Raw genomic sequence first — 24824 nt, 5'->3', positions numbered from 1 at the left:
TTATGACTTGCGATAGAAGACGAACCAGTGGAAAAAACTCTAAGCTTGAGTTCCGGCTCAAAAATTGCCTTCGGGTTTTGGAAAACCTAATTGTAAAGAAATTGTTACACTAAAACTAAAGCGACTTCCTTGTTGGTCTTTTCTGACGCGCTTTTCTGCTATCGCACCATGACTGAACCTCAATTGTTAAATCCGCCTTCTCCCGCGCCTGAATCGTCCTTGTCAAATACCCGACTCAATCCTCGTAATGACCCACGCCATCCATCCACACCGAAAAAACGTTGGCAATGGTTGTTAGGATTGCTAATTCTGACGACGGGTGGGATTGGGCTATATAGTTGGCTAGGACAACGTTCCTCTCCACCCCCCAATGCGGCGATCGCTGGCCCTAGGGCAATTCCCGTCAAGTGGGAGACGCTCCAGACCGTGTTGATCGAGAAAAACAGTACTTTGGTAGGAACATTGGAGGCGAGGGATGGCAGTGATCTCACCTCCGAGTTAGCGGGACGAGTCAGTCAAATTTTGGTCAAGGAAGGAGATTTAGTCCAGCAAGGACAAGTCGTGATACGTTTGGATACGGAAACGTTACAAGCAGAATTAATGCAGGCTCAGGCGGTTTTAGCAAAAGATACCGCTTCTTTGGCTGAGTTACAGGCGGGTTCTCGTCCAGAAGATATTGCAGAAGCCCAGGCCACCTTGAAACAGGTAGAATCCCAATTAGCCAATGCCAAAGGAGGGGCTAGTCCTGAAGAAATTGCCCAGGCCCAAGCCCAGTTGGATTCAGCCAAGGCTAACCAAAAATTGGCTCAGGAACGGATTAAACGCTATCAAAATCTTCGTGATCAAGGGGTAATTGCCCTGGATCTTTTTGATGAACAGCTTAAAGATAAACGTCAGGCGATCGCCGATGTTGAAGGGGCGCAAAGACGGTTATCTCAGCTTAAGAAGGGGAGAAACTCAGAAATTGATCGTATTGCCTCAGAAGTGGAAGAAAAACGTCAAAATCTCCGCCGTTTAGAAAATGGAGCCAGACCAGAAGAAATTGCCCAGGCTAAGGCCCAGGTAGCCGAATCCATGGCCAAGGTTAAAGCCGTAGCGGTCAAAATCCAAAAAAGTAAAATAACGGCTCCTTTCACGGGCATAGTGGGCTATATTCCCACCAAGGAAGGGGATTATGTCAAGGAGGGGGATAAGTTGACTTCTTTGACCCAAAATAATGCTTTAGAGATTAATCTTTCGGTTTCCTTAGATCAGGCCAGTCAATTACGCTTAGGTCTGCCGGTACAAATCTTAGATAATCAAGGTCAATCGATCAGTGCCGGAAAAATTAGTTTTATTTCTCCGAACGTGAATACCAATGCTCAGACTGTTCTCGCCAGAGCCAGTTTTAATAATTTTGGTCAGGATCTCCTAAATCGTCAACTGGTTCAAGCTAAAATTATTTGGAGTCGCGGCCCTGGTCTCTTAATTCCGGCGATCGCCGTTTCTCGCATGGGAGAAGAAACCTTTGTCTTTGTGGTGCAAAATCAGCTAGATAAAAAAACGGGTAAAACTCAATTAATTGCTCAAAAAAGAGAGGTTAAATTAGGAACCATTCAAAATAATTCTTACCAACTCTTAACGGGTTTAAAAGCTGGAGAAAAATTAATTACGGCTGGCTTAATGAATCTTCAGGATGGAGTTCCGATTCTGGAAGCGGGGAAAATGATGATGCCGCCTCAAGCCAAATAGAAATTTCCTAAGTCTTTGAGCCGACTTACTATCCAATTCGTCGATGCCAACAGAGTCAATTTCTTGAGATATACTTGGCACGGTCATGGATTGAGATTTTCGCCCCCTAAATCCCCCAATGCTGGGGGACTTTGAAACCGATAAATAGAGAATGGTTCCCCCAAAACTTGGGGGGCTAGGGGGGCTGAACTAAAAAACGCAAATTATCACCGTGCGAGGTATAATTTGGCCTGGCCGCTAATGATTATTACTATCCATCGGGAGATCCAACACCATGTCAGATTCCTCTCCTAATTTGTCTCAACTGGAAGAAGCACTGCCACTCTGCCAACAGATTCGAGAAGATTGGATTGCTCATGGTCAGGATTGGACGAAACCAGGATTTCGGGCTGTGGCATTACAGCGTTTTGGAGCCTGGCGAATGCAAATTGAACCCAAATTGCTTAGGGCCCCTTTTAGTATTCTTTATAAATTCCTCTATGGTCTAATCCGCAACTTTTATGGTATCGAGTTACCCTATACAGTACAGTTAGGACGACGAGTGATTATTGAACATCAACATGGCATTATCATCCATGGCCATTGTGTGATTGGTGATGATTGTATTATTCGTCAAGGTGTCACCCTCGGTAATCGCTATTTAGAAAAACCCTACGATGCTCCCCAACTCGGCGATCGCGTTAATGTGGGGGCAGGAGCTAAAATTTTAGGCAAAGTCAAATTAGGCAATGATGTCAACATTGGAGCCAATACAGTTGTATTGTCAGACATTGCACCAGGACAAACAGCCGTGGGCATTCCCGCCAAAATCCTGACAGTTTCTGAAAAAACGGCGGGAGTGGACAAACTTGGGGCCATTGCGATCGGGGAAAATGCTAATAAGATAGAACAAAGCGATAAACCCTTCTAGGCAATCTTTATCAAATAAGACCGTGATCAGCAAGGTAAAATTAGAATCTGTTTTAATCAGAAATTAACAATATTGAAAGTTTGGTATCGGACTATGATGCAACTTGATTGGCGTAAATCGGTACAGCAACCAAGCTTCTGGTTCGTTGCCCTGGCTGGGGGATTAGCCCTGCTTCACCTCACCCTATTAGATAAAAGTAAACTTGAAAACCTTTTTAGCTTAAGTTTTCTGATGTGGTTGACGGTTGCTTCTCTGCTTTGGGATAAACGCAATCGCTTGGTACTAGAAAGTAACTTATTTTCCACTTGCTTAGGTTCTACCCTTTTAATGTTTGTGTTGCTCAGAAACTTGTATAGTAGCGACACCTCACTGCGAATTCTACCCTTAGTCGGGGGCATCGGTATTATGCTCATCGCCTCTGGCACAAAACATCTTAAAGACTACTATCGAGAAATTATTATTTTGAGTCTGCTGGTAGTTGCTCGCCTAGTCGCTGTTTTCTTACAAAGTATTAATCTCCCCCTCTGGACAGCCAAATTTTCTGCCTTTGCTCTTTGGGCGGCGGGTTTCCAAGTTTATCGCCAAGGCGTGTTTATTGAATTACCCCTCGGCCGAGTGGAAGTCTATGGAGCCTGCTCTGGTGTGGAAAGTATTCTCTTAATGTTCTGCGTAGCCATTCTCTTTCTCTTTTTAATCCCCGTCAATCATTTATACAGGTTAATTTGTATCGCTGTAGCCGTTTCTATTGGTTTTATCATTAATGCTCTGCGCGTTTCACTCCTAGCTTTTCTTGTCAACGCGAACAATACTGAAGCCTTTGATTATTGGCATGGCTCCGACGGGAGTTTACTATTTGCTGTCATTTCTATCTGTCTCTTTGGTGTATATTGCTGGTTCGCCCACGTTCAGCGTTTCAAAGTACCGCCAGCTTCAGGAGAAAATTGATTAATGACGACCATTCGTTGGCCCCAAATTCGTTTAGGCATCTGTGCTGTCCTGCTCACAGGCCTACTAGGAGAATGGATTTATATTCTCCTACAACCGTCTTCAGACTCGAAGAATCCCAATGCCCTCAATATTGTCTATCCCCCTCAAGTCCCCTTACCAGGTTGGCAATTGGACAAAAGTGTGCCTCTAGCTGCTAAAAATAAAGCCCAAACCCCTGGGCACCTTTACCAATATTCCCGTTCCCAGGAAACGGTTGACATTCAGGTTCATGGTCAAAAATATGGCGATGGCAACGTCAGTCGTTACCTCATGGTCTATGGTTTTACTCCTCCCGCTACTACCCTTTTGACGATTAAACAGCAGCCAACAACTGGTTATTATGCACTGACAAGCATTAACTCTCAGGCCTATCTCAGTGCTTGTCTAAATCCCCATGGACAAAGTACTGTCACAGAAGCTCAGTTTATCCAGAATTTGAATCTCCATGGCTGGAGTCCTCAACGAGCCTTGGGTTGGCTATTTGGCTTGAATGATTTTAGAGATACTCGTTGCTTCTGGACAATTCTCTCGGCCCCAATTGCCGACACGGAAAATCCTCAACTGTTAGCAGATAAGTATGCAATGCTAGAAAAAGTCTGGCAAGATTGGTACCGATGGTGGCAACCCCAGTTAAAGAAACCAGAATTACAACTATGATAATTAAGGAATCGGATTCTATTGGATTAGAATGAAAGAGAAGTCAGAAAATACCGTTCAAGAGTATTGCCATTGACGGAATTCTATTGATAGGATTCGTTTATTTGATGACTCAGTTTTCGCACACCTCGTCGTTTTGCACTAAAGTAGAATCTGCATTATTAGAAAAATGGTTTAGATTATCTCAACCGATTCAGTCCATCTAAGTTAGGAGATTAACTCGCTTATGCCAGAGCTTGCTGTACGCTCAGAATTTGACTATGCCAGCGAAACCTATAAAGACGCTTATAGTCGAATCAACGCCATTGTGATTGAAGGAGAACAGGAAGCCTATGAAAATTATCTTCAGATGGCAGAGCTTCTTCCTGATCAAAAGGATGAGTTGATTCGCTTGGCTAAAATGGAAAATCGCCACAGAGTTGGTTTTCAAGCCTGTGGGAAGAATTTAAGCGTTGTACCAGATATGGACTATTCCAAGATATTCTTCGCTGGCTTACATCAAAATTTTCAGCAAGCCTATGCAGACGGAAAAATTGTCACTTGTCTTTTAATCCAAGCCCTGATTATTGAAGCCTTTGCGATCGCTGCTTACAATATTTATCTACCCGTTGCCGACGATTTTGCGCGTAAAATTACCGAAGGTGTAGTCAAAGACGAATACTCACATCTTAACTTTGGTGAGGAATGGCTCAAAACCCATTTTGAAACTGCAAAAGCTGAACTCGAAGAGGCGAATCAGTCTAACTTGCCCATTGTTTGGCGGATGCTCAGCCAAGTTGAAGGAGATGCCAAAACCCTAGGAATGGAAAAAGAAGCCTTGATAGAAGACTTTATGATTAGCTATGGAGAAGCCTTAAGTAATATCGGCTTTAGTACTCGTGACTTGATGCGGATGTCATCCTACGGTTTAAAAGCTGCCTAGTGTTGAATCGTCTAGATTGTGCCGTTAATCCTCCGACCAAGCCTGCTGCTGCGGGCTTTTTGTCCTGAATATAGTTATCCCAACAGACAGACTTCTAGGATATTAACACCTTCAGACAAGGGAGGGAAGTTCTGCTTAACATTCCCAGCATGGTGACGACTTCGATATACTCTGAACGGGTTGGAGCTTAACTTTTTGAAAATGCCTAAAATCTTTATTCAGATGCGGATTTCAGCCCTTTTTCCGAGAAGTCCATTTCTTAGCCGTTTAGAGTATATGTTTCTTTAAGTCAATCCAAGAGCACATTTGTCAACTGTAACTTTTATGTAATACTATTAGAGGCTTATTCGACGAAAGTAATAATCCACTTCCCTAATTTCTATAAATTTTCTATCAGAACTTCCTACAATAATCAATGTTTGGTCTTATCGGTCATCTTACCAGCTTAAAACACGCCCAGTCTGTTGCCGCCGCTCTTGGTTATCCTGAATATGCCAATCAAGACTTAAATTTTTGGTGTTCCGCCCCCCCCCAAGTCGTCGATAGCTTTAATGTCACTAGTATAACCGGCCAAACGATTGAAGGAAAATATGTAGAATCCTGTTTTTTACCCGAAATGCTGATCAATCGCCGCGTCAAAGCTGCGATCCGTAAAATTTTAAATGCCATGGCCTTAGCCCAAAAAGCGGGTTTACAGATCACGGCTCTAGGGGGATTTTCCTCCATTGTTTTTGAAGAGTTTAACCTCAAAGAAAATCATCAAGTTCGCAATGTTGAACTTAAATTTGAGCAATTTACCACTGGCAATACCCATACAGCCTATGTTATTTGTCGTCAAGTTGAGCAAATGTCGGCTCAGATGGGAATTGATCTCTCTCAAGCAACGGTAGCTGTTTGCGGAGCGACGGGAGATATTGGTAGTGCGGTCTGTCGTTGGCTTGATCAAAAAAATGCGGTTAAAGAATTATTACTGATTGCTCGCAATCGAGAACGCTTAGACAATCTACAAATGGAATTGGGACGGGGCAAAATTCTAGAATTACAGGAGGCTCTTCCCCAGGCAGATATTATTGTTTGGGTCGCCAGTATGCCTAAAGGGGTTGAGATTAATTCAGAAAATCTTAAAAAACCCTGTTTAATTATTGACGGTGGTTATCCTAAAAATTTAGATACCCGCATTAAGCATCCTGACGTTCGCATTCTTAAGGGCGGCATTGTAGAACATTCCCTTGATATTGACTGGAAGATCATGGAAATTGTCAATATGGATATTCCGTCTCGTCAGATGTTCGCCTGTTTTGCAGAGGCTATTCTTCTAGAGTTTGAGAACTGGCACACCAACTTTTCATGGGGACGCAATCAAATTACTGTTAGTAAAATGGAGCAAATTGGTCTGGCCTCTGTCAAACATGGATTTTGTCCACTGATGAGTTTTTAAGAGACGAGAACACGATCTGGAAACAGTTGCTTGGCAAAATTAGGAACAGGGCGAACGCATCTTATTTTTGAAAGGTAGGCTGGATAAGGGTTTCCGAGATCATGATTGATTTTTTATGAAACGCTGAAAGTCTTAAGTAGGGCTTGCTGAAAAAGTCAAAAAACGAAAGAAATGTGGGTTAGGGAAGTATGGACTGAAAAAGCATAGATAACTTATCCTTATAGAAACAAATCAAAATACAGATTTTGTTTAATCTATTGTTCCTTTCTGTCTAAAAAGGTCAACACAAATCACTCCTCACAAAAGAGAGGAAAATTAACACCATTTTTCACAAGAAAAACGACTCTACAACTTTTTACTTTTTGTTTTCTTTTTTGTCTTCTGAAGTAGAGTAGAAAGATTCATTACCAAAAAGTTCATCGCAATTACCGTTTCCGAGGTCTCAGGTAGTTTGGCCATCACTCGACCAAGACTAAATTTCCTCTTTCCCTGTCCGAATTTACCCTCAATGGCATTACGCACTCTTTCATCTGAGCGTGCCTCTTTCTTTTTTTCTTTGCTCACCTCTTTCGGCGGTCTTCCCAATCGGGGACCACTCATTCTTATATCCCTTTCTTTACAATAAGCTCGATTCGCTTTTGTTCGATAGATTTTATCCACATGAACCGATTCCGGATAACATCCTGTTTCCCTTTTATATTCTTCTATTCGCGCTTGTAAATCTCCCGATTCGTTGTAATTATCCCAACTTAATTTGTCTAAGAAGACAAAGCCATTCACATTACTTGCCGATATTTTAGCTCCAAACTCTACTGCTTTTCCCGCTTTTCCACGCACTATTGGACGCACGTGAGGTTGGCTTACACTCACAATTCTGTTTTCTACTTTATTTGTCTTTTTTTCATACATTTCTAACTGTTGCTCATACACTTTTCCTATCGTTACAAGCTCTTCTTGCTCTTTTTTCGTTAGTTTTTCTAACTTTGCTCCCTCTTCTATCATTTTTTCTATATGAGACAAGTTTCTTTTTATATATCCTAGTTGTTTTTTTGTTCCTTTTCTTCTTTCTTTTTTTGACACACGACGTTTTTTTGCTATGGCTAAGTACTCTTTTCTTGCCACTTCCCTATAAGTCCTCGGCTTTTCTTTCCTTTTCTCTTTTATTTCTTCATACAGCTTATCTATTATTTTTTCTGTTTTTTCTCTGGCATCATTCAATATTCCTATATCCGTTGGATATTTTATATCTGCTGGTGTACAAGTCGCATCTAACAATAACTTTCCTTCATTTTCTTTTTTTTCTGACGCTACACCCGTCGCTTTTTTTTCTATTTCTTTATTAATTTTATTTAGGGCTTGCTGAAAAAGTCAAAAAACGAAAGAAATGTGGGTTAGGGAAGTATGGACTGAAAAAGCATAGATAACTTATCCTTATGGAAACAAATCAAAATACAGATTTTGTTTAATCTATTGTTCCTTTCTGTCTAAAAAGGTCAACACAAATCACTCCTCACAAAAGAGAGGAAAATTAACACCATTTTTCACAAGAAAAACGACTCTACAACTTTTTACTTTTTGTCTTCTGAAGTAGAGTAGAAAGATTCATTACCAAAAAGTTCATCGCAATTACCGTTTCCGAGGTCTCAGGTAGTTTGGCCATCACTCGACCAAGACTAAATTTCCTCTTTCCCTGTCCGAATTTACCCTCAATGGCATTACGCACTCTTTCATCTGAGCGTGCCTCTTTCTTTTTTTCTTTGCTCACCTCTTTCGGCGGTCTTCCCAATCGGGGACCACTCATTCTTATATCCCTTTCTTTACAATAAGCTCGATTCGCTTTTGTTCGATAGATTTTATCCACATGAACCGATTCCGGATAACATCCTGTTTCCCTTTTATATTCTTCTATTCGCGCTTGTAAATCTCCCGATTCGTTGTAATTATCCCAACTTAATTTGTCTAAGAAGACAAAGCCATTCACATTACTTGCCGATATTTTAGCTCCAAACTCTACTGCTTTTCCCGCTTTTCCACGCACTATTGGACGCACGTGAGGTTGGCTTACACTCACAATTCTGTTTTCTACTTTATTTGTCTTTTTTTCATACATTTCTAACTGTTGCTCATACACTTTTCCTATCGTTACAAGCTCTTCTTGCTCTTTTTTCGTTAGTTTTTCTAACTTTGCTCCCTCTTCTATCATTTTTTCTATATCAGACAAGTTTCTTTTTATATATCCTAGTTGTTTTTTTGTTCCTTTTCTTCTTTCTTTTTTTGACACACGACGTTTTTTTGCTATGGCTAAGTACTCTTTTCTTGCCACTTCCCTATAAGTCCTCGGCTTTTCTTTCCTTTTCTCTTTTATTTCTTCATACAGCTTATCTATTATTTTTTCTGTTTTTTCTCTGGCATCATTCAATATTCCTATATCCGTTGGATATTTTATATCTGCTGGTGTACAAGTCGCATCTAACAATAACTTTCCTTCATTTTCTTTTTTTTCTGACGCTACACCCGTCGCTTTTTTTCTATTTCTTTATTAATTTTATTTATTAATTCCATTCCTATTTTTTTACGAAAATGAACCATCATTGACGCATTAAATGCTTCTTTGCTACTATAGCTTTCCATTCCTATAAAGTACTGTAAATAAGGGTTCTCTTTTATTTGTTCTACTGTTTCTCTGTCACTTTTTCCTGAAATTTCTTTGATAATTAATGCTCCTAATGCCATTCTAAATGATTTGGCTGGGGCTCCTTTTTTTTCTGTGAAGTTTTTTGCATATTCTTCCTCATATTCTTCCCAGGGAATCATTTTTGACATTTCTATCCAACGATTTTCTTCGTCTAACTGCCCGCCGAACAGATTTTTCAAGTTTTCTGGTGTTTCAATTGAGTACTGTTGCTTTCGGTACATCTGCTTTCTCTCTTCTTAATGCAATGGTTTTGAGGCATTCTACCCTATTTTCGTGCATTCTAGCGGTTCTTAATTCGCCTACTATTTTTCTCCGTAAAGGTTTCAGCTTTTTTCAGCAAGCCCTATTTATTAATTCCATTCCTATTTTTTTACGAAAATGAACCATCATTGACGCATTAAATGCTTCTTTGCTACTATAGCTTTCCATTCCTATAAAGTACTGTAAATAAGGGTTCTCTTTTATTTGTTCTACTGTTTCTCTGTCACTTTTTCCTGAAATTTCTTTGATAATTAATGCTCCTAATGCCATTCTAAATGATTTGGCTGGGGCTCCTTTTTTTTCTGTGAAGTTTTTTGCATATTCTTCCTCATATTCTTCCCAAAGAATCATTTTTGACATTTCTATCCAACGATTTTCTTCGTCTAACTGCCCGCCGAACAGATTTTTCAAGTTTTCTGGTGTTTCAATTGAGTACTGTTGCTTTCGGTACATCTGCTTTCTCTCTTCTTAATGCAATGGTTTTGAGGCATTCTACCCTATTTTCGTGCATTCTAGCGGTTCTTAATTCGCCTACTATTTTTCTCCGTAAGGGTTTCAGCTTTTTTCAGCAAGCCCTAAGTAGTCATGCAAAATTAATTACCTATACAGACAGGTGCTATAATAGCCTAAATCAAAAGTAATGACACCATACGGCTGATGTGAGATAGAGAGGGGGTGTGACCTTTAGTTGATGAAGGAAAAGAAAAGTGTTAACATGGGATGAAAAGTGACAAAGAGGAAACAATGATGACAGCAAAACTAATTAATGTAGAGGGTTCAAAGATAAAAATAGAACTAACATTAGAACTCAGTCGTTCAATGTTGGATACAGAAATAAATATTCAAAAAGGCTTAAACGAAGTAGGTTGCATCGCCAGCAAAGAAGCCTTGAAATATTTAGATACAGATGGTTCACCCTTAAAAATCGGTGAAGAAATCTGGAAGAGTAAGGGAGAGCAACCGAAAGAATATCAAACACCTTATGGTGAGGTTATAGTGAATCGTCATGTATATCAGCGTTCAGTAGGAGGAAAAACGTATTGCCCCTTAGAAAGAGAAGGGCTCTCCCCTTGTCTGTGTGTAATGTTATGTTACGAGTTAAAGCAAGCTAACAATTTAAGCCGTAGATGCTCAAAATTAGCAAATCCATAACTTTTCCTTTTTATTAATTTAATTTTTGTATTCATCCCTTCCGTTAATCCATTAGTTGTATGGTTTTCAAAATAATTGCATATACCTGTCAAATGAGTTTTCAGCATACCCACACTTTTTTTATAGAATAGGCTCGCTGTTCTCATCCATTTTTCAAATTTTCTCCTTGCACCATTTGTCGTTCTTGAATGCTCATAAATATCTCTAATCTCTTCCTTCATTTCATACGCTATTCCTAAACCTGACTTTTCCCGTTAAGTCCAAAATCCAGCAATGCAAACTTCTAGAGGCTTTATCTGGCAAGGGTTTGAGTAATGATTCTCTTGACAGGAAAAAAATATTCTGAAGCCATCATCCCGCTTATCGTTCAAATTTCAAAAACAAAGGATGAAGGGAGTATGAGACTGTAAAATGGAGAAAATCTTAAAGGGCAGGTCAAAAAATGTTGGAATGGTGGACAAAAAACTTTGCCAGTTGTGAATTGGGAGACGAGAGGCTAAACAATCGTGCCTTCTCGATTGGGAAAAAGTTAAGTGAGGGGTTTGGAAAAGCCTTATCAGAAGTGTTTAAGGGAGGAAACGAGTTAAAGAGGGCCTATGAATTTTTGGGAATCCGAAAACAGACTTTGTCAAGATAATAGAGCCGCACTGTGAAATGACAACTGCCGCCGTAGAAGAATATAAGATAATGCTATCAGTCGGAGATACGACCTTCTTAGATTATCGCAATATCAAGGAAAAAAGGGAAGGGTATGGGCCGACTGGAAAAGGAGGGAATGGATTAATACTGCATAGTGCTTTAGCAATTGAGCCAGAAAAAGGACAAGTATTAGGTTTATTATGGCAAAAACTGTGGAATAGGGAGGTAAAAGAAAAGCCCCCAACAGATGAAACGGCGAAGCAGAAAAAAGAAAGACAGAAAGAACAAAGAAAAGCAGCTCGTCAAAGACCATTTGAGGAAAAAGAATCCTACAAATGGGTAGAGGCTCTAAACACCTGTGAGAAACAGGTAGAAAGTTCAACGAGGGTAATTCATGTATTTGACAGAGAAGGAGATGTTTCAGAAGTCTTTGACTCAGTGCGTCAACTCAAGCATACAGGAGTGCTGGTCAGAGCGTCTCATAATCGTAGTTTAGACAAAAATAGTGAACGACTTTGGCAACATTTGGAATCAGAACCGATTCGTTTTCATCAAGAAATCGAGATTCCGAGTACAGGAAAAAGAAAAGCACGGAAGGTTAAGCTTGCCGTCCGATTTTGCTCAGTTAATCTACGAACTCCCTATCGTTTTGATAATCGTGACCCGTTGAATGTCTATGCTGTTTATGCGACAGAAATCGATTGTCCCGAAGGCGAAACTCCTTTATCTTGGATGCTTCTGACTACAGAAGTTGTTGAGACTATTGAGATGGCTGTCACTATTCTTCGTTGGTACACCTACCGATGGCGGGTTGAAGAATTTCATAAAGTCCTTAAGTCTGGTTGTCAGAGTGAGCGTTATCGACTTGCCTCTGATGGAATGAAAACTCTTTTGGGTTTTTTAAGTGTCATTGCTGTTGAACTTTTACACGTTACTTATCTTCATCGTACCCAGCCCGATGCTCTCGCGATTGAAATTCTTAATCCTCTTCAACTTCAGGTGTTAAAAGCAGCCGCCTCTCAAAAACTTCCCCCTATTTTGACTGTTGCTTGGGCTGTCGAGTCTGTTGCTTTTCTTGGTGGTTATCTTGAACATCGTCGTAAAACTCCTCTCGGTATCCAAGTCCTTTGGCGCGGTTGGTTGAAGTTGCATGACCTTTGCCAAGGCTGGCAGCTTGCAATCCGCACTTAACGGGAAAAGTCAGATTCCTAAACAAGGATACATTTTCAATATCTCTTCTAACTCTTCTCTTTTTTCTTCTTTTAACTCTTCTTTATTTTTCCATAATAGGTATGTTAAACCCTTTTTATGGATATTCATTTTCTTTCTCAATTTATTCAATTCTTCATTTATATTTTTCATTACATGAAATCTATCATAGACGATTTTAGCATTTACAAATAACTCCTTTATTGCTGACGTAAATCCCTCCCACATAGGGTGCATCCCACTTAAGATAATACATTGACACTCAAAAGAGGAGAGTGATTGAGATAAGCACATCGTAGCCGAAGAATACGAGAAACATTATGAAGATGCCAACGTGCTCCCGACAATTTAACCCTAGCTCCCACCTGTTTAATCTTAGACTCCACATCACCAGAACCAATCACAATACCAAGCTGTTGATAGTATTGGTAATCAGGGATACGCTGATAATGCTTCGTCAAATAGGCTTGAAAATTCTTTGCCCTCTTGCTTTTGACTCCATCAAACGCATCTATTGCCTTGTTCACAAAACCCCGCCACAGTAAATGCTCCACTGCTTCTAGCCGTTTGAGAGAGCCACCCACTTTGAACAGATTCTCCTTGAGATGATACCAATCCAACACCTCTCGTCGTATCAGCCACGATTGAGTGGCGAAACTCTCTACCGCATTCCAGATTGCGGGATGACCATCTCCCAAAAAGGTCACTATTGGAGACAAAGGTTGAACATTGCTCCAATTCTTTAAGCCCTCTGGGTCTTGGAAAAAGGCTTCACAGACATTGCCATGAAGACTCACCAGTTTATAATCTCGCCACTGTCCCCCTTCCTTCTCCTCGCCCCGCAGACAAATCTTTCCCCCATCTATACTGACCCCCGCACTCTCTGACTGAGCTTGAGCTAAGGGCAGTTCTGTCCGTTCTACCAAGCGATGTAAACTGCTATGTCCTACTTTTATCCCCATCAACTCCTCTATATCTTCTTCTGCTTGTTGGTAGGATGTTTTCGCACTGGCTCTTAGACAGCATTTCTCTAAACCTGGACTTAAGACGATTTTTGGCGACACCTTTAGTTTTCTGGCTTGTTTTTGGCTTATTTCCACTTCTCCGACTAGGGTTTTGATTTTTCGCTTGTTTCCAGACCGTTTTTTTCCCCCTTCTGAAAAAAAAACTCCCCCATTGTTGGCCCCACAATTTCTAACATCTGGGTTCTGACTTCTACTTCGATGCTTCCAAAGTCCTTCTGTTTCTCTGGTTCCGTATATTTGCGCAGGATACGGGCTGATTCGGTGAGATGCTGTTTTAACAGTGCTTTTTCTTCTGGGGGAATCGGTAACATACTTTTTTCGCTCATCAGTTTTTTTCCATTTTACCCCAGATTCTATGTACTACTTTGTCCGGGATGTACCCTCCCACATATCCACACTTACTTCCTTTACATTCTCTCTAACCCTTGCTGGCTGCACCTTTAGGGCTTCTATTATCTCTTCTTTTTTGTGTCCTTTTATTACTTCTAACAATTCCTTTTTATTTATATCTATCACTGTTGTAATAAAGTCTTTTTTCCTTTTCTATTACTAAATTCGTCTAAACTTATCTTTTCTGGTAATTCCCATTCCTTCTTTTCTGCCTGCTTTGCATACTCTTCAAATATTGATTCCAATGTTCCCCAACTTATTTCTTCTTCTTGCCTTACCTCTTCTACATTTTTCTTTTTTACTTGCTCATAAATCTTTTCTTCATAACGAATTGTATAATGTTTTCTTAGCCGCATAAAGTCCAGTCTTTCTGTTATGTATTTCTGACATTTTTCACAATGGAACTGGCGGCGGGGCACTTCCAGATATACTTTCTTTCCCAATAGGGATAAATCCCGAACCAAATTATATTCTATTTGATTTATATCTTCCAATTCTTTATGACAATTTGGACATTCCATTACTTCGTTTTTCATTTTTAATTTTAAGAACAAAGCACCATCTATTTCTCGATAGTTTACGACTGTTACCTTGCACCATCTATTTCTCGATAGTTTACGACTGTTACCTTTGGCAAACCTAGTAGCTCATCCAAGTTTATCCACATACTCCACCTCCTACTGTGGTATTACTATTATACACTTTCCACACAGTTGGGGGAAGAGCCAGAGAAGCAAGGATAATCATAACATCAACGCCATTATTGGCAAAACAGGTATCCTCAAAAATCAGCAATTCCAAATTCAAATGGTATAAATAGAGACAGAAAAACTTTGACCTATAGGAAGTTATGAATAAAGAGAAAAGTGTCTACTGATTTTGCAGAGAGAAAGATGGAAGTAAACGACCTAAGTTTTGACGGAATCGTTCACTGTTTAAACGAGGTCATTGGGAAGATAGATGACCCCCGTTCGGTTAGTAATGCAACGAAATATAGTCTAAGAGAGGCGATACTGGGGGCATTTGCCGCCTTTTTTATGCAAAATGAGTCATTTTTAGAGTACCAACGTCAGCTTAACAGCCGTTGTGGGCGAGATAATGCTCAGAGCTTGTTTGGACTCTAAGTACAGGACAAAAGGCTTGAAAAGTATACGAGAAAGGGGTTTCATGGAAGATGAACGTAATGTAAGAAAACCCATGAACCAATATAACGCATTGAAACAAGCCCTAAAACCCCATTTGGGATGGCATGGTGCCAGACTCTCCTTCCTAGCCTTGTTCTTACTCGCCCTCCTCAAAGTGAAAACGGTTAACCTTAAAGAATTGGCTCTGGGTTTTGAAGGTCGGGCATTGGTGGATTCTCATTACAAACGCTTACAACGCTTTTTCTCAGGATTTGAGCTGGATTACCATCACATTGCCCGTATTGTAGTCAGTTGGCTGGATATCCCTCAACCTTGGGTATTAAGTATTGACCGCACAACCTGGGAGTTTGGCAGTCATGGTTATAATATCCTCACTGTCGGCATTGTCCATGAAGGAGTAGCCATTCCCATCTTGTGGTGGATGCTTAGCAAGAAAAAGGGCAATTCTAACAGTGATGAACGAATGCGTTTTATCGAGGAGATGCTCAAGATTTTTCCCACCGCCCTGATTCGTTGTTTATGTGGCGACCGTGAGTTTATTGGTCAGGCTTGGCTTCGCTATCTTCTGCTCGAACCGCTACTGGCTTTCTGTCTGAGAATTCGGGCTACGGACAAGATTGAGCACAATGGCAAGCTTTTGGCCGCCAAAGTCATTTTTGCCCATCTTGCAAAAGAGTGAATCTCAACGTCTTCAAGGGAGTTGTCGGGTTTGGGGATATCCTGTTTCTGTAGAGGCTCTTCGCTTGCCTGATAATTCTCTACTCATCGTCATTGGACATCCCGATTCCCAAGGTCTTATTCACGATTATGCCCTGCGTTGGGGCATTGAAACCCTTTTTGGCATCTTTAAGACTCGTGGCTTTTGCTTGGAATCTACTCACTTTACTGACCCCAAGCGTCTTCGTAAGCTTTTGGCTTTACTGACTTTAGCTTTGGCTTGGTCTCTCAAAACTGGTCTAGCAATTCATCATCTTCATCCCATTCCCCTCAAGAAACATGGTCGCCTAGCGCAGAGTCTTTTTCGTCTTGGTTTTGACCATCTTCGTCATCTTGTTCTTAATCCTTCTCTACCCAATTTTTCTCTTTTTCTCGACTCCCTACATTTTTTGTCCTGTACTTAGGTTTGGACTAGAAAAAATACCAACAGTAGAACAGATTCGCAACATTGTGGATGGGGTAGCAGCGAGTAGTCTATCATCCGTGTCAACTTAAAGGAATGGGTTCCCAAATTTGTTGATTGAGAGCGGCCTTTTCTCGATGTCGCTTTCTCTCAGCTTTGACCAAACCAAATAACTTAGCACGTTCAGCCAGATAGGTTACTGTATCAGGCTTTTCTCCTCTAGCAATAGCCTTCGCTACATAGTATAGACTCCGAAACACCATCTCTACTGAGATTTTTTCTTTCGGTTGATTTAGAGCAATCGCCACTTCCCCTACCAATTGATTTAAGACCGTATAGAAAATCAAAGTGCAAATAATCTGGATTTGGACACCATTCTTATTCCCTACCCATAAATAGGCTAGTCCTAAAAGTCTTTTCGTTAATAAAAAGGCTTCTTCGATTGTCCATCGTCTTCGATATAAATCACAGACCTCTTCGGCGGACAGTTGTTCGGGAGACAACACATTTGTTAAATACTGATACCAGATTGTTCCCCATAATACTGAGACTAATCTCACCGGATGCTTGCAAGGATTAGAACGGTAATTTCCCATAATGATAATCTCATCTCTGTAATGACTACCTTGAGACAATACTTGTTTGGTTTTGTAAGATGTACCCGCTCTAAATCTGGTTAGAAAAAACTTTTTAGCTTCTGTTAACAAATCAAACCACACAAAGCTAAAAAATCCCATATCTACGAGAATTAAACCATTTTCTGGTAATTTAGCTGCCAATTCTTCACACCATATTTTATCATTTGATTTATCATTTTCTGTGTACCATAAAGTAACGGGTCTTTGGGTAAAGGCTTCCACTACCATCATTATTTTACCCCCCAATTTACTCTTTTCTTCTTTACTTATTTTCATATTTTTCCTTATCTGCTCTAGCGTTGAGCCATCTGCTATCCACACTGCACTAAACTTTTCTCTTATTTTTTCCCATTTTTCTCCTACTTGGAGCTTCTTCCCTTTTTCGGCTGCTTTTTCTAACACTTCTTTTAGTAATATTGCAAATATTTCGGCTGGCACATTCATCATTCTTTTTGATACTGCCTGTTTGCTTACTTTTAATGATGCTACCCATAGCAATCCCTCTTCCTCTAACAGTCTTACCGCTTCACTTATACCCGCTATTTGACGATACACTATACTTAACACTAATGCCACCATTACTGGTAAATTTAATACCCTATCTCTCATCATTTTCTCATGAGTTCCCTGTAAATATTTTAATGGTGTAAACATTGTGGGTTCTAGTAATTCAAACAACTCTTTTGTTATTTCAGGGATTTCTACCCCTGGCTGATTTGTCTTACGACGTAAGTCTGGGTTTCCTTTTCTCCGAGGATGTTGTCTTGCCATTTGTTTTTTGCTCACTTTTTTATATACTAACCTTTTTTTCAGCCTACTCTTACTTCCGCCTGCTTTTAGGCTAATCTTTTGTGAGTAGGCATTTTGGCTTAAGTTGACACCAATGGTAGTCTATTCCCTTTGTTTGGGTTAATTTACCAAGCATTGAGGAGCATGGGATTCTTGAAAGCCTATGAAATATTGAGGGGAAATCTTCTAGTAGCAATGGATGGGACAAATTACTACAGTTCGGAAAAAGTAAATTGTCCATGCTGTTCAACCAAAACGTCAAAACAGGGAAAAGTCACCTACTTCCATCAGGCATTATTGCCCGTGATTGTTTCCCCAGACCATGAATCAGTTTTTTCCTTACCCCCTGAATTTATTACCCCTCAAGACGGGTCTGAAAAGCAAGATTGTGAGCAAAATGCGGCGAAACGTTGGATAAGTAGTAACCATGCTAGTTTGTTTGCGGGACAGAAGATAACTCTGCTAGGGGATGACTTGTACAGTCGTCAGCCCACTTGTCAGCACTGTCTCGACCACGATTTCAACTTTATCTTCGTCTGTTTACCGACTTCTCATCCCACACTCTACGAATGGTTAAACTATTTAGAAGCTAATGGAGAAGTCAAAACCACTCAACACCGACGTTGGAATGGGAAGTATTTCGAGATTTGGCACTGCCGTTATCTCAATCAGATTCCCCTGCGAGACCAACAGCCTGCTTTGTTGGTTAACTGGTGTGAGCTAAAAATCCACCGCGAATCCGATGCTCAACTTCTTTATCACAATAGTTGGATTACCAATCATTTTCTCACCCCTTACATCGTTCTTGATGTCTGTCGTGCTGGACGGACTCGTTGGCGTACTGAGAACGAGAATCACAATATTCTCAAAAATCGAGGCTATCACTTAGAGCATAATTTTGGGCATGGTAAACAACACCTCGCCTCTGTTTTGCTTACCCTGAATTTGCTGGCTTTTCTCTTGCACACGGTTTTAGGTTTGGTTGATGAACGTTACCAGAGAATTCGCGTCCAACGCGGCACTCGTAAGGGATTCTTTCAAGATATTCTCTCTTTGACCAAATATCTGTTCTTTGAAAGCTGGCATCATCTTTTAGATTTTATGCTTGATGACTCAGTTTCTCTCGCTGTCTCGAATTCTTCCTAGTTGATTAATTGGCAATTTTCATAGCAAAACCCTTGCCAGTAAATACATCGAGCCTTTTGTATCTTTGACTACATTCTGAATTTGAAATTGCTGCTCAAAAATGTCAGGGATGGCAGGCAAAGAGGTGAAAAATGATTTATTAGAAAATCATGGTAGAAAAGTAGCGCTATCCTATATCCAAAGATTGAGTGAAGCAGTAGGAAGTGTGGTACAGGCAAAAGAAGAAGCGTGGAGTTATACTGAACACGGTCACAAGTTGCGAATTTTAAAAATAAGAGATAATATAGTAAAAATAGAAAAAGTAGTCAAGAGGCTGAGAAATGATTAAGTTAGAATTTACGGAAGAAGACAAAAGACTGTTGTCTTACGGTCGGTTTAATCACCCGCATCCTAGAGTACAGCTAAAGATGGAAGTTTTATGGTTAAAAAGTCAGGGATTATCTCATCAAAAAATTGCTCAATTCGCAGGAGTTTCAGTAAATACGGTGACAAGCTATATCCGTGATTATCAAGAGGGCGGGATAGAAAAACTAAAAGAAATAAAATTTAATCGCCCGAAAAGCGAGTTAACAGAGCATCAAGGGACAATTGAGGCATATTTTGAGTCAAATCCACCAGCAAGAATAAATGAAGCAGTAAAAAGAATAGAAGAATTAACGGGAATAAAAAGAAGTCCAACGCAAGTCAGAAAATTTTTAAAGTCAATAGGAATGAGGTGTCTAAAGGTGGGAACAATTCCATCAAAAGCAGATGTAGAAGCTCAGGATAGCTATAGAGAAAAAGAGCTAGAACCAAGGCTAGAAGAGGCAAAAGCAGGAAAAAGGGCAGTTTTTTTTGTAGATGCCTCTCATTTTGTAATGGGAGCATTTGTAAATTTTATATGGTGCTTCAAAAGGATTTTTATTAAGTCACCATCAGGGAGAAAACGTTTTAATGTGTTAGGAGCATTAAATGCAATTACCCATGAAGTAATTATGGTAACGAACAGTTCTTATATTACGGGAACTCAGGTTTGTGAACTCCTAGAAAAGATAGCAGAATTAGGACTATTAATACCGATTACGTTGGTATTAGACAATGCTCGTTATCAAAAATGCCGAATTGTGCAGGAGTTGGCAGAATCATTAGGAATAGAGTTACTGTACTTACCTCCTTATTCTCCTAACTTGAATTTAATTGAAAGACTGTGGAAGTTTGTGAAGAAGAAGTGTTTATACGCAAAATATTATGAAGATTTTACGCAGTTTTCTGCAGCAATTTCAGGATGTCTTGAAGATGCTAACGTAAAATATAAGGAGGAGCTTGATTCTTTGCTCACCTTACGATTTCAACGCTTTGATAAATCTCAGATTATGAACGTTTGAAGTATATGCCCCGCCCAAGGAGGATAGCCAAATTGCAACAGTGGGAATAGGATTAGATGGAACCTGTATGCTGATGTGTGAGGATGGCTACCGTGAAGCAATGGTGGGAACCGTTTCCCTATACGATAGTGAAGGCGAACGTCAACCTACAATCTATCTAGGTGCGGCACCAGAGTATGGAAAAAAGAGTTTTCTAGAAAGATTAGAAAGAGAAATTGAGCGAGCGAAAAACCGTTATCCAGAGGCAACATTGGTCGGGATAGCAGACGGGGCAGAATCAAATTGGAAGTTTTTAGAAAAGCAAACGGAAGAACAGATATTAGATTTCTATCATGCCTCTGGTTACTTAGGTGCCTTGGCAGAAGCGTTGCATCCGAATACCGTGTCAAAACAAAAAGAATGGTTGACTGAAAATTGTCGAGAACTCAAGCATGAAAAAGGAAAAGCAGGAGAACTGCTAAATCTGATGAAAGAAGTCAAAGAAGAAAAAAGTCATTCTAAGAATCTTACCGAGAAACTACAAGCGGCGATTACTTATTACGAGAATCATCAGCATCAAATGGATTATGCTGAATACATAGGGCTTGCTGAAAAAGTCCACAAAACGAACCTAGATGCCACAGGGCGCGAAAAATGGTGACTTCAGAGATCAGTTTCCAGTTTTACCTCACATTTTTCCAGCAAAGTGCATGGATTTTGAGCCTCCAAATGCCATAACCTTGCATCTGGTCGTTTGTAAAATGCCTGAAAGTATTGTCTAGCAAGGATTTCATCCTTATTCAGCAAACCCTACATAGAGAAAAAGTATCCGATTGGTTCAGGTGTTACGGAAGCAGCTTGTAAGACGTTGGTCAAACAACGATTATGTTGTTCAGGGATGCGATGGAAGGAAAAAGGAGCAGGAATTATTTTGAGCCTACGAGCTTTGGTATTGACCAAGGAACGATGGAGTCAATTTTGGGCAAAACTTGATCAATATGGGTTCCCTGTAGAACCCTGATTACAACAGCTTTTATCAACTAAAGGTCGCACCCTAGAGAGGTCTGCAAAATCAAGGGGAGACATCATGATAAAGGTAATCATACTCCAAAGCATGAGGTCTCCCATGAATACAGCAATTCTCAGTTTTAGATACAGCAAGCCTTTTAGGGATTTAAAGAACATTTCAAAGGGGGTTTTTGGGGCAATTCTATGTGTACTACCATGCCTGAAAGCCTGAAGACTCGTAAAATGAACTTGTTAATCCCGTTGAATTTTATCCCGTATTACGCGAACTAAAACCTGAAACCCTTGCTACAGGGCAAATTTAGAATTGCTGCCCATGAATATGATAGATGCTCCAACCCTCTTGACCATCATTTATGTCCTTGTGGATGACTGGTAAGCTGTCATCAGTTTAACTTGCAATAGTACTTGATCCCTTGTTTTTGATTTTGCGCCCCCAACGGATTGTCAATCCGCCTTCATTAAGAAGTTTTTTGATGGTAACCGTCCAATAGCCTACAAAAAAATCAAGGGTCTAGGATTTGAGACGGCGGGCTCCTGAACAACAGGAATTAGAGAAGGAGGCTGCTCCCCTAGTCGAGCCGCTAGACATGATTGCGTCAGAAAATCTAAGACAGAACGCCCTTGTAATTTCAACGAATGATTGACTGTCAGCATTCTCGACACAAACTCACTCCCCGCTTGAGACTGAGAACCAAAGCTGAGGTTACGCCAAATTACGGCTGGTCGCAAAGCTCGTTGTGCTGAATTATTCGTCGGTTCCACCCCCTCTCTATAGACAAACGTCCAGAGAGCCGCCTCCACTTTCAGCAACTTTCGACAGGTACGGACTGTTTTCGCGAGGGGCGATTTTTCGCGCCAACCAATTTCGATAGCCGCCGCCGACATTAATTCTTGGTGCATTCCCCATCTGAGCAATTCTACTGCTTCGATAAATAACTCCTTCGACAGCGTGCCGTCTCTGACTTTGTGCCACCAATGAAACAGGCGATAGCCTCTCGCTAGTAATGCTGTACCGATTTCTTGTGATGCCCCTGTTCTTTCTGCCATCGCCTGAAAGTCTCTCAGCACATGAGACCAACATAGTTGTCGCAATTCTGACTTCACCCAACTGTAGCTGCCATAACGGTCACTGCCTAAGTAGCCCGTGAATGTCTCGCCGATTAACTGTTTGGCCACTTCTTGGCTACGACTCAAGGTGACTAGAAATAGGCTTATCCATGGGGTCACCAGCACCCACAGCCATGCTTTCTTCTCTGTTGGGTTGTTGCCATCCCGATTTTGCTGGCTAAATCCCCTCTCATCACAGTTCACCACCGGTTGTTGCTTGGCATATTCTTTCGCTTCTTCATTGGCGGCGGCTATGGCTTCACTTACTTCTTGCCTGATGTTGTTGATTGTCCCTCTCCCTATCTCTATGCCAAATACCTCTCTCAGCAGCCCTTGTATCTGACGATGGCTTTGTCTTGCTTCGACACTTAGCACTCCCACTAAGGCGGCTAATCTTGCCCCATAGCTTTTCTCGGTCACTCCTGCTGGCAATTTCCCTCGGCTTTTTGACCCGCAGTGTTCGCATTCTAGGCTATGTAGTCTGTATTCTGTTACTTGGGGCTTGAGGACGGGCATCCGTGTCAACTTAAAGGAATGGGTTCCCAAATTTGTTGATTGAGAGCGGCCTTTTCTCGATGTCGCTTTCTCTCAGCTTTGACCAAACCAAATAACTTAGCACGTAATTAGTCACCGCAATAAAGAAGGAAATTATTGAGAATGAGAAGCAAATGAAAAAAGTAAAGAATAATGAAGAAAGGAAAGGCGGTTAAAGAGATAGGTTAGAATAGGGAGACTATGAAAAAACTAGACCCAGTTCCAGACTTAAACCAAGAAGAAGTGAAAATGCCATGGCAAAAAGAAGTGGCAAAAGATTGGTATGAAGATTATCAGAAAGAAAAAGAAGAGAACGAAAAGCTGAGAAAAGAATTGGTAGAGTTAAAGAAAGAGATAGAAAAGTTGAAAGAAAAGCTGAAAAAGCTTAACCAAAGAACGAGTGAAAATAGCTCTCAGCCCCCAAGCAGTGACGGTTACAAAAAGAAAGTCGCCAAAACCTTCGGTCAAAAAGGAAAAAAAAGAGGTCCAAAGTACGACCATGTGGGTAAAACCAGAAACGGGTTTGGTCGGGTAGATGAAATAGTAGATTTAAGGATGGAAAAATGCCCAAAATGTGGTGCGTCAGTGGAAAAGCAAAAGGAGACTATCATCAAAAAAAATCAAATAGCTGAATTAGTCAGTAAACCAGTAGAGGTAAGGGAATATGTTAGGGAAAAGTATCAATGCTCAAAATGTGATTGGGAAGGTTATGCCCCACTTCCTTTGGGATGTCGTGAAGATTTTAGCTACGGTGCAACCTTATCCAGCTTAGTGGGATGGCTGGGATATGGGGGAAATTTGACTTGGCTAAAACAACGATACTTGGTAGAAACGGTCTTTGGCATTCCTCTGTCTCAAGGGAGTTTAGCTAAAATGCACCGATGGTTTTGCGAAAGCTTGTATCCTAGTTATGAACAGTGGTGGACTTACATACAGGAGCCTGGAGTCCGTTGTGTGGACGAAACCAGCTATCGCGTCAATGGGGTTAACTATTGGATGTGGGTGGCTACTTCCTCCTCTGTTTGTGTTTTGTTTCTGGCTCCCAGCCGGAGTTCCGATGAGGTTCATTCCCTATTAGGTAAAGATTTTCATGGGCTTCTCAGTACGGACTGTTGGGGGGCTTACCATCGCCAAAATGCCCAGCATAAACAGAAATGTCTGGCTCATATTGGGCGGGAATTGAAGGCCTTGGAAACTTCCCACTTTTCTGAAAATAAACTTTTTGCTCAGAGAGTTTTTCCTATTCTAGAGCAAGCTCGTCAATCCCATCGAGATTATCATCAAGGCAAACTGAGCTTAGAAGCTTTACAACAACAGCGACCCCTAGTAGAAGCTCAACTTCAAGAGGTTCTGGATAATCCGCCGCCCACGGGATGGGCAAGTGATTCCCAATTGTTATCTAATCGCTTTCGACGTTATTGGCATGATTGGTTTACTTTTCTTACTTTTCCTGAAGTTAAACCTGATAACAATGATGCCGAGAGAGCCTTGCGTCCTGTTGTTATTCATCGTAAGGTTAGTGGCGGTGCTAGAAGTCATTGGGGCGGACAACTTGTTGCCATGATGTTTAGTTTTCTTGAAACCATGAGACTTCAAGGTAAAAGTGCGGTCGAACAGTTATCTCTTATTTTATCTTCCTCTGGTCTTTCTCCTCCTTCCATTGATGACTTTCTTCCTCTCTAGTATTTTTGGGGCTTAATGAGAATTAAGCCCCACTTATTGCTGTGACTAATTACCTTTAGTTAATAATCAGATCAGAAATGTTGCTCCCCTCTATGAGTTGCCTAAGTTGGGAAAAGTCCGTCTGCAACGAAATCCGATCGCCCAAAAGTTTTGTCCTCGTAATGACGAAGCTCTTTGTTTTCTTTAAAGTATTTGCCAGAGAATTTGTGATCAGCATTTTTAAAGATGAGTTGTCGTCAACAAACATTAGCTAGAAAAGTTACCCCAAAAAAGT

The 24824-nt window shown here is 40.7% G+C and carries 18 protein-coding genes and 9 pseudogenes; 17 read left to right on the top strand and 10 right to left on the bottom strand.

Annotation, left to right across the window (positions count from 1 at the left end):
* Positions 1–168: 168 nt before the first annotated feature.
* From KA717_25600 to KA717_25575, 6 genes are all read left to right on the top strand, one after another.
* Complete coding sequence (locus KA717_25600; protein UXE59252.1) at positions 169–1731, top strand: efflux RND transporter periplasmic adaptor subunit; 1563 nt, start codon at positions 169–171, stop codon at positions 1729–1731.
* A gap of 274 nt (positions 1732–2005) precedes the next feature.
* On the top strand, positions 2006–2641 hold the full coding sequence (locus KA717_25595; GenBank protein UXE59251.1) for a serine O-acetyltransferase: 636 nt from the start codon (positions 2006–2008) through the stop codon (positions 2639–2641).
* A gap of 93 nt (positions 2642–2734) precedes the next feature.
* Entirely contained in the window at positions 2735–3586 is an 852-nt protein-coding gene (gene crtA, locus KA717_25590; protein UXE59250.1) for a cyanoexosortase A, read from the top strand.
* Between the two features lie 3 nt (positions 3587–3589).
* On the top strand, positions 3590–4285 hold the full coding sequence (locus KA717_25585) for a cyanoexosortase A system-associated protein (GenBank protein ID UXE59249.1): 696 nt from the start codon (positions 3590–3592) through the stop codon (positions 4283–4285).
* Between the two features lie 226 nt (positions 4286–4511).
* The gene (locus KA717_25580; protein UXE59248.1) at positions 4512–5207 is read left to right on the top strand and encodes an aldehyde oxygenase (deformylating); all 696 of its coding nucleotides are present in this window, start codon (positions 4512–4514) and stop codon (positions 5205–5207) included.
* Between the two features lie 415 nt (positions 5208–5622).
* The gene (locus KA717_25575; protein UXE59247.1) at positions 5623–6645 is read left to right on the top strand and encodes a long-chain acyl-[acyl-carrier-protein] reductase; all 1023 of its coding nucleotides are present in this window, start codon (positions 5623–5625) and stop codon (positions 6643–6645) included.
* Positions 6646–6990: 345 nt separating this feature from the next.
* Here KA717_25575 and KA717_25570 read toward each other — a convergent pair.
* The 3 pseudogenes from KA717_25570 to KA717_25560 all read right to left on the bottom strand — a co-directional run bounded on the left by KA717_25570 (position 6991) and on the right by KA717_25560 (position 10054).
* Positions 6991–7947 (bottom strand): annotated as a pseudogene (locus KA717_25570) (IS5 family transposase).
* Between the two features lie 277 nt (positions 7948–8224).
* Positions 8225–9561: pseudogene (locus tag KA717_25565) on the bottom strand (IS5 family transposase).
* A 121-nt stretch (positions 9562–9682) separates the two neighbouring features.
* Positions 9683–10054, bottom strand: a pseudogene (locus KA717_25560) (transposase).
* A 267-nt stretch (positions 10055–10321) separates the two neighbouring features.
* Between KA717_25560 and KA717_25555 the strand changes: the two are divergent.
* Positions 10322–10753 (top strand): hypothetical protein, encoded by a 432-nt coding sequence (locus KA717_25555; GenBank protein UXE59246.1) that lies wholly within the window; start codon positions 10322–10324, stop codon positions 10751–10753.
* Here the strand turns inward: KA717_25555 and KA717_25550 are convergent.
* Positions 10693–10992 (bottom strand): annotated as a pseudogene (locus KA717_25550) (transposase). The gene KA717_25555 and the pseudogene KA717_25550 sit on opposite strands and share 61 nt — an antisense overlap.
* A gap of 203 nt (positions 10993–11195) precedes the next feature.
* Between KA717_25550 and KA717_25545 the strand changes: the two are divergent.
* A complete protein-coding gene (locus KA717_25545; GenBank protein UXE59245.1) occupies positions 11196–11390 on the top strand; it encodes a transposase in 195 nt (64 codons plus the stop codon).
* Between the two features lie 17 nt (positions 11391–11407).
* On the top strand, positions 11408–12583 hold the full coding sequence (locus KA717_25540) for an IS4 family transposase (GenBank protein UXE59244.1): 1176 nt from the start codon (positions 11408–11410) through the stop codon (positions 12581–12583).
* A 12-nt stretch (positions 12584–12595) separates the two neighbouring features.
* Here the strand turns inward: KA717_25540 and KA717_25535 are convergent.
* From KA717_25535 to KA717_25520, 4 genes and pseudogenes are all read right to left on the bottom strand, one after another.
* Positions 12596–12829: pseudogene (locus tag KA717_25535) on the bottom strand (transposase).
* 14 nt (positions 12830–12843) lie between these two features.
* Positions 12844–13722 (bottom strand): ISKra4 family transposase, encoded by an 879-nt coding sequence (locus KA717_25530; protein ID UXE64779.1) that lies wholly within the window; start codon positions 13720–13722, stop codon positions 12844–12846.
* Positions 13710–13952: a hypothetical protein gene (locus KA717_25525; protein UXE59243.1), complete on the bottom strand. Its 243-nt coding sequence runs from the start codon at positions 13950–13952 to the stop codon at positions 13710–13712. The genes KA717_25530 and KA717_25525 overlap by 13 nt, the downstream gene beginning before the upstream one ends.
* Before the next feature lie 58 nt (positions 13953–14010).
* Positions 14011–14683: pseudogene (locus tag KA717_25520) on the bottom strand (transposase family protein).
* Between the two features lie 199 nt (positions 14684–14882).
* Between KA717_25520 and KA717_25515 the strand changes: the two are divergent.
* Together KA717_25515 and KA717_25510 are read left to right on the top strand one after the other, a co-directional pair.
* Positions 14883–15140 carry a hypothetical protein gene (locus KA717_25515; protein UXE59242.1) on the top strand — a complete coding sequence of 86 codons (258 nt, stop codon included), beginning with the start codon at positions 14883–14885 and terminating at the stop codon, positions 15138–15140.
* A 73-nt stretch (positions 15141–15213) separates the two neighbouring features.
* Positions 15214–16282: pseudogene (locus KA717_25510) on the top strand (IS4 family transposase).
* 82 nt (positions 16283–16364) lie between these two features.
* On the opposite strand, the gene KA717_25505 reads toward KA717_25510, so the two are convergent.
* Complete coding sequence (locus tag KA717_25505) at positions 16365–17690, bottom strand: IS4 family transposase (GenBank protein ID UXE64778.1); 1326 nt, start codon at positions 17688–17690, stop codon at positions 16365–16367.
* A 162-nt stretch (positions 17691–17852) separates the two neighbouring features.
* Here KA717_25505 and KA717_25500 point away from each other — a divergent pair, with 162 nt between their 5' ends.
* The 5 genes and pseudogenes from KA717_25500 to KA717_25480 all read left to right on the top strand — a co-directional run bounded on the left by KA717_25500 (position 17853) and on the right by KA717_25480 (position 21218).
* Complete coding sequence (locus KA717_25500) at positions 17853–18854, top strand: ISNCY family transposase (GenBank protein UXE59241.1); 1002 nt, start codon at positions 17853–17855, stop codon at positions 18852–18854.
* Between the two features lie 100 nt (positions 18855–18954).
* The gene (locus tag KA717_25495; GenBank protein UXE64936.1) at positions 18955–19182 is read left to right on the top strand and encodes a hypothetical protein; all 228 of its coding nucleotides are present in this window, start codon (positions 18955–18957) and stop codon (positions 19180–19182) included.
* The gene (locus KA717_25490) at positions 19175–20218 is read left to right on the top strand and encodes an IS630 family transposase (GenBank protein ID UXE59240.1); all 1044 of its coding nucleotides are present in this window, start codon (positions 19175–19177) and stop codon (positions 20216–20218) included. Before KA717_25495 ends, KA717_25490 begins: the two co-directional genes overlap by 8 nt.
* Before the next feature lie 40 nt (positions 20219–20258).
* Positions 20259–20858, top strand: coding sequence for a hypothetical protein (locus KA717_25485; GenBank protein UXE59239.1), 600 nt, complete (start codon positions 20259–20261; stop codon positions 20856–20858).
* Between the two features lie 168 nt (positions 20859–21026).
* Positions 21027–21218, top strand: a pseudogene (locus KA717_25480) (ISKra4 family transposase).
* 500 nt (positions 21219–21718) lie between these two features.
* On the opposite strand, the gene KA717_25475 reads toward KA717_25480, so the two are convergent.
* Positions 21719–22849 carry an IS66 family transposase gene (locus KA717_25475; GenBank protein ID UXE59238.1) on the bottom strand — a complete coding sequence of 377 codons (1131 nt, stop codon included), beginning with the start codon at positions 22847–22849 and terminating at the stop codon, positions 21719–21721.
* A gap of 297 nt (positions 22850–23146) precedes the next feature.
* On the opposite strand from KA717_25475, the pseudogene KA717_25470 reads away from it, so the two are divergent.
* Positions 23147–24550 (top strand): annotated as a pseudogene (locus tag KA717_25470) (IS66 family transposase).
* Positions 24551–24824 lie beyond the last annotated feature (274 nt).

Origin of the sequence: Woronichinia naegeliana WA131 (assembly GCA_025370055.1) — a bacterium.
GTDB lineage: Bacteria > Cyanobacteriota > Cyanobacteriia > Cyanobacteriales > Microcystaceae > Woronichinia > Woronichinia naegeliana.
The sequence above is the reverse complement of the archived record's forward strand: the minus strand, read 5'-3'. Positions and strand labels throughout refer to the sequence as shown.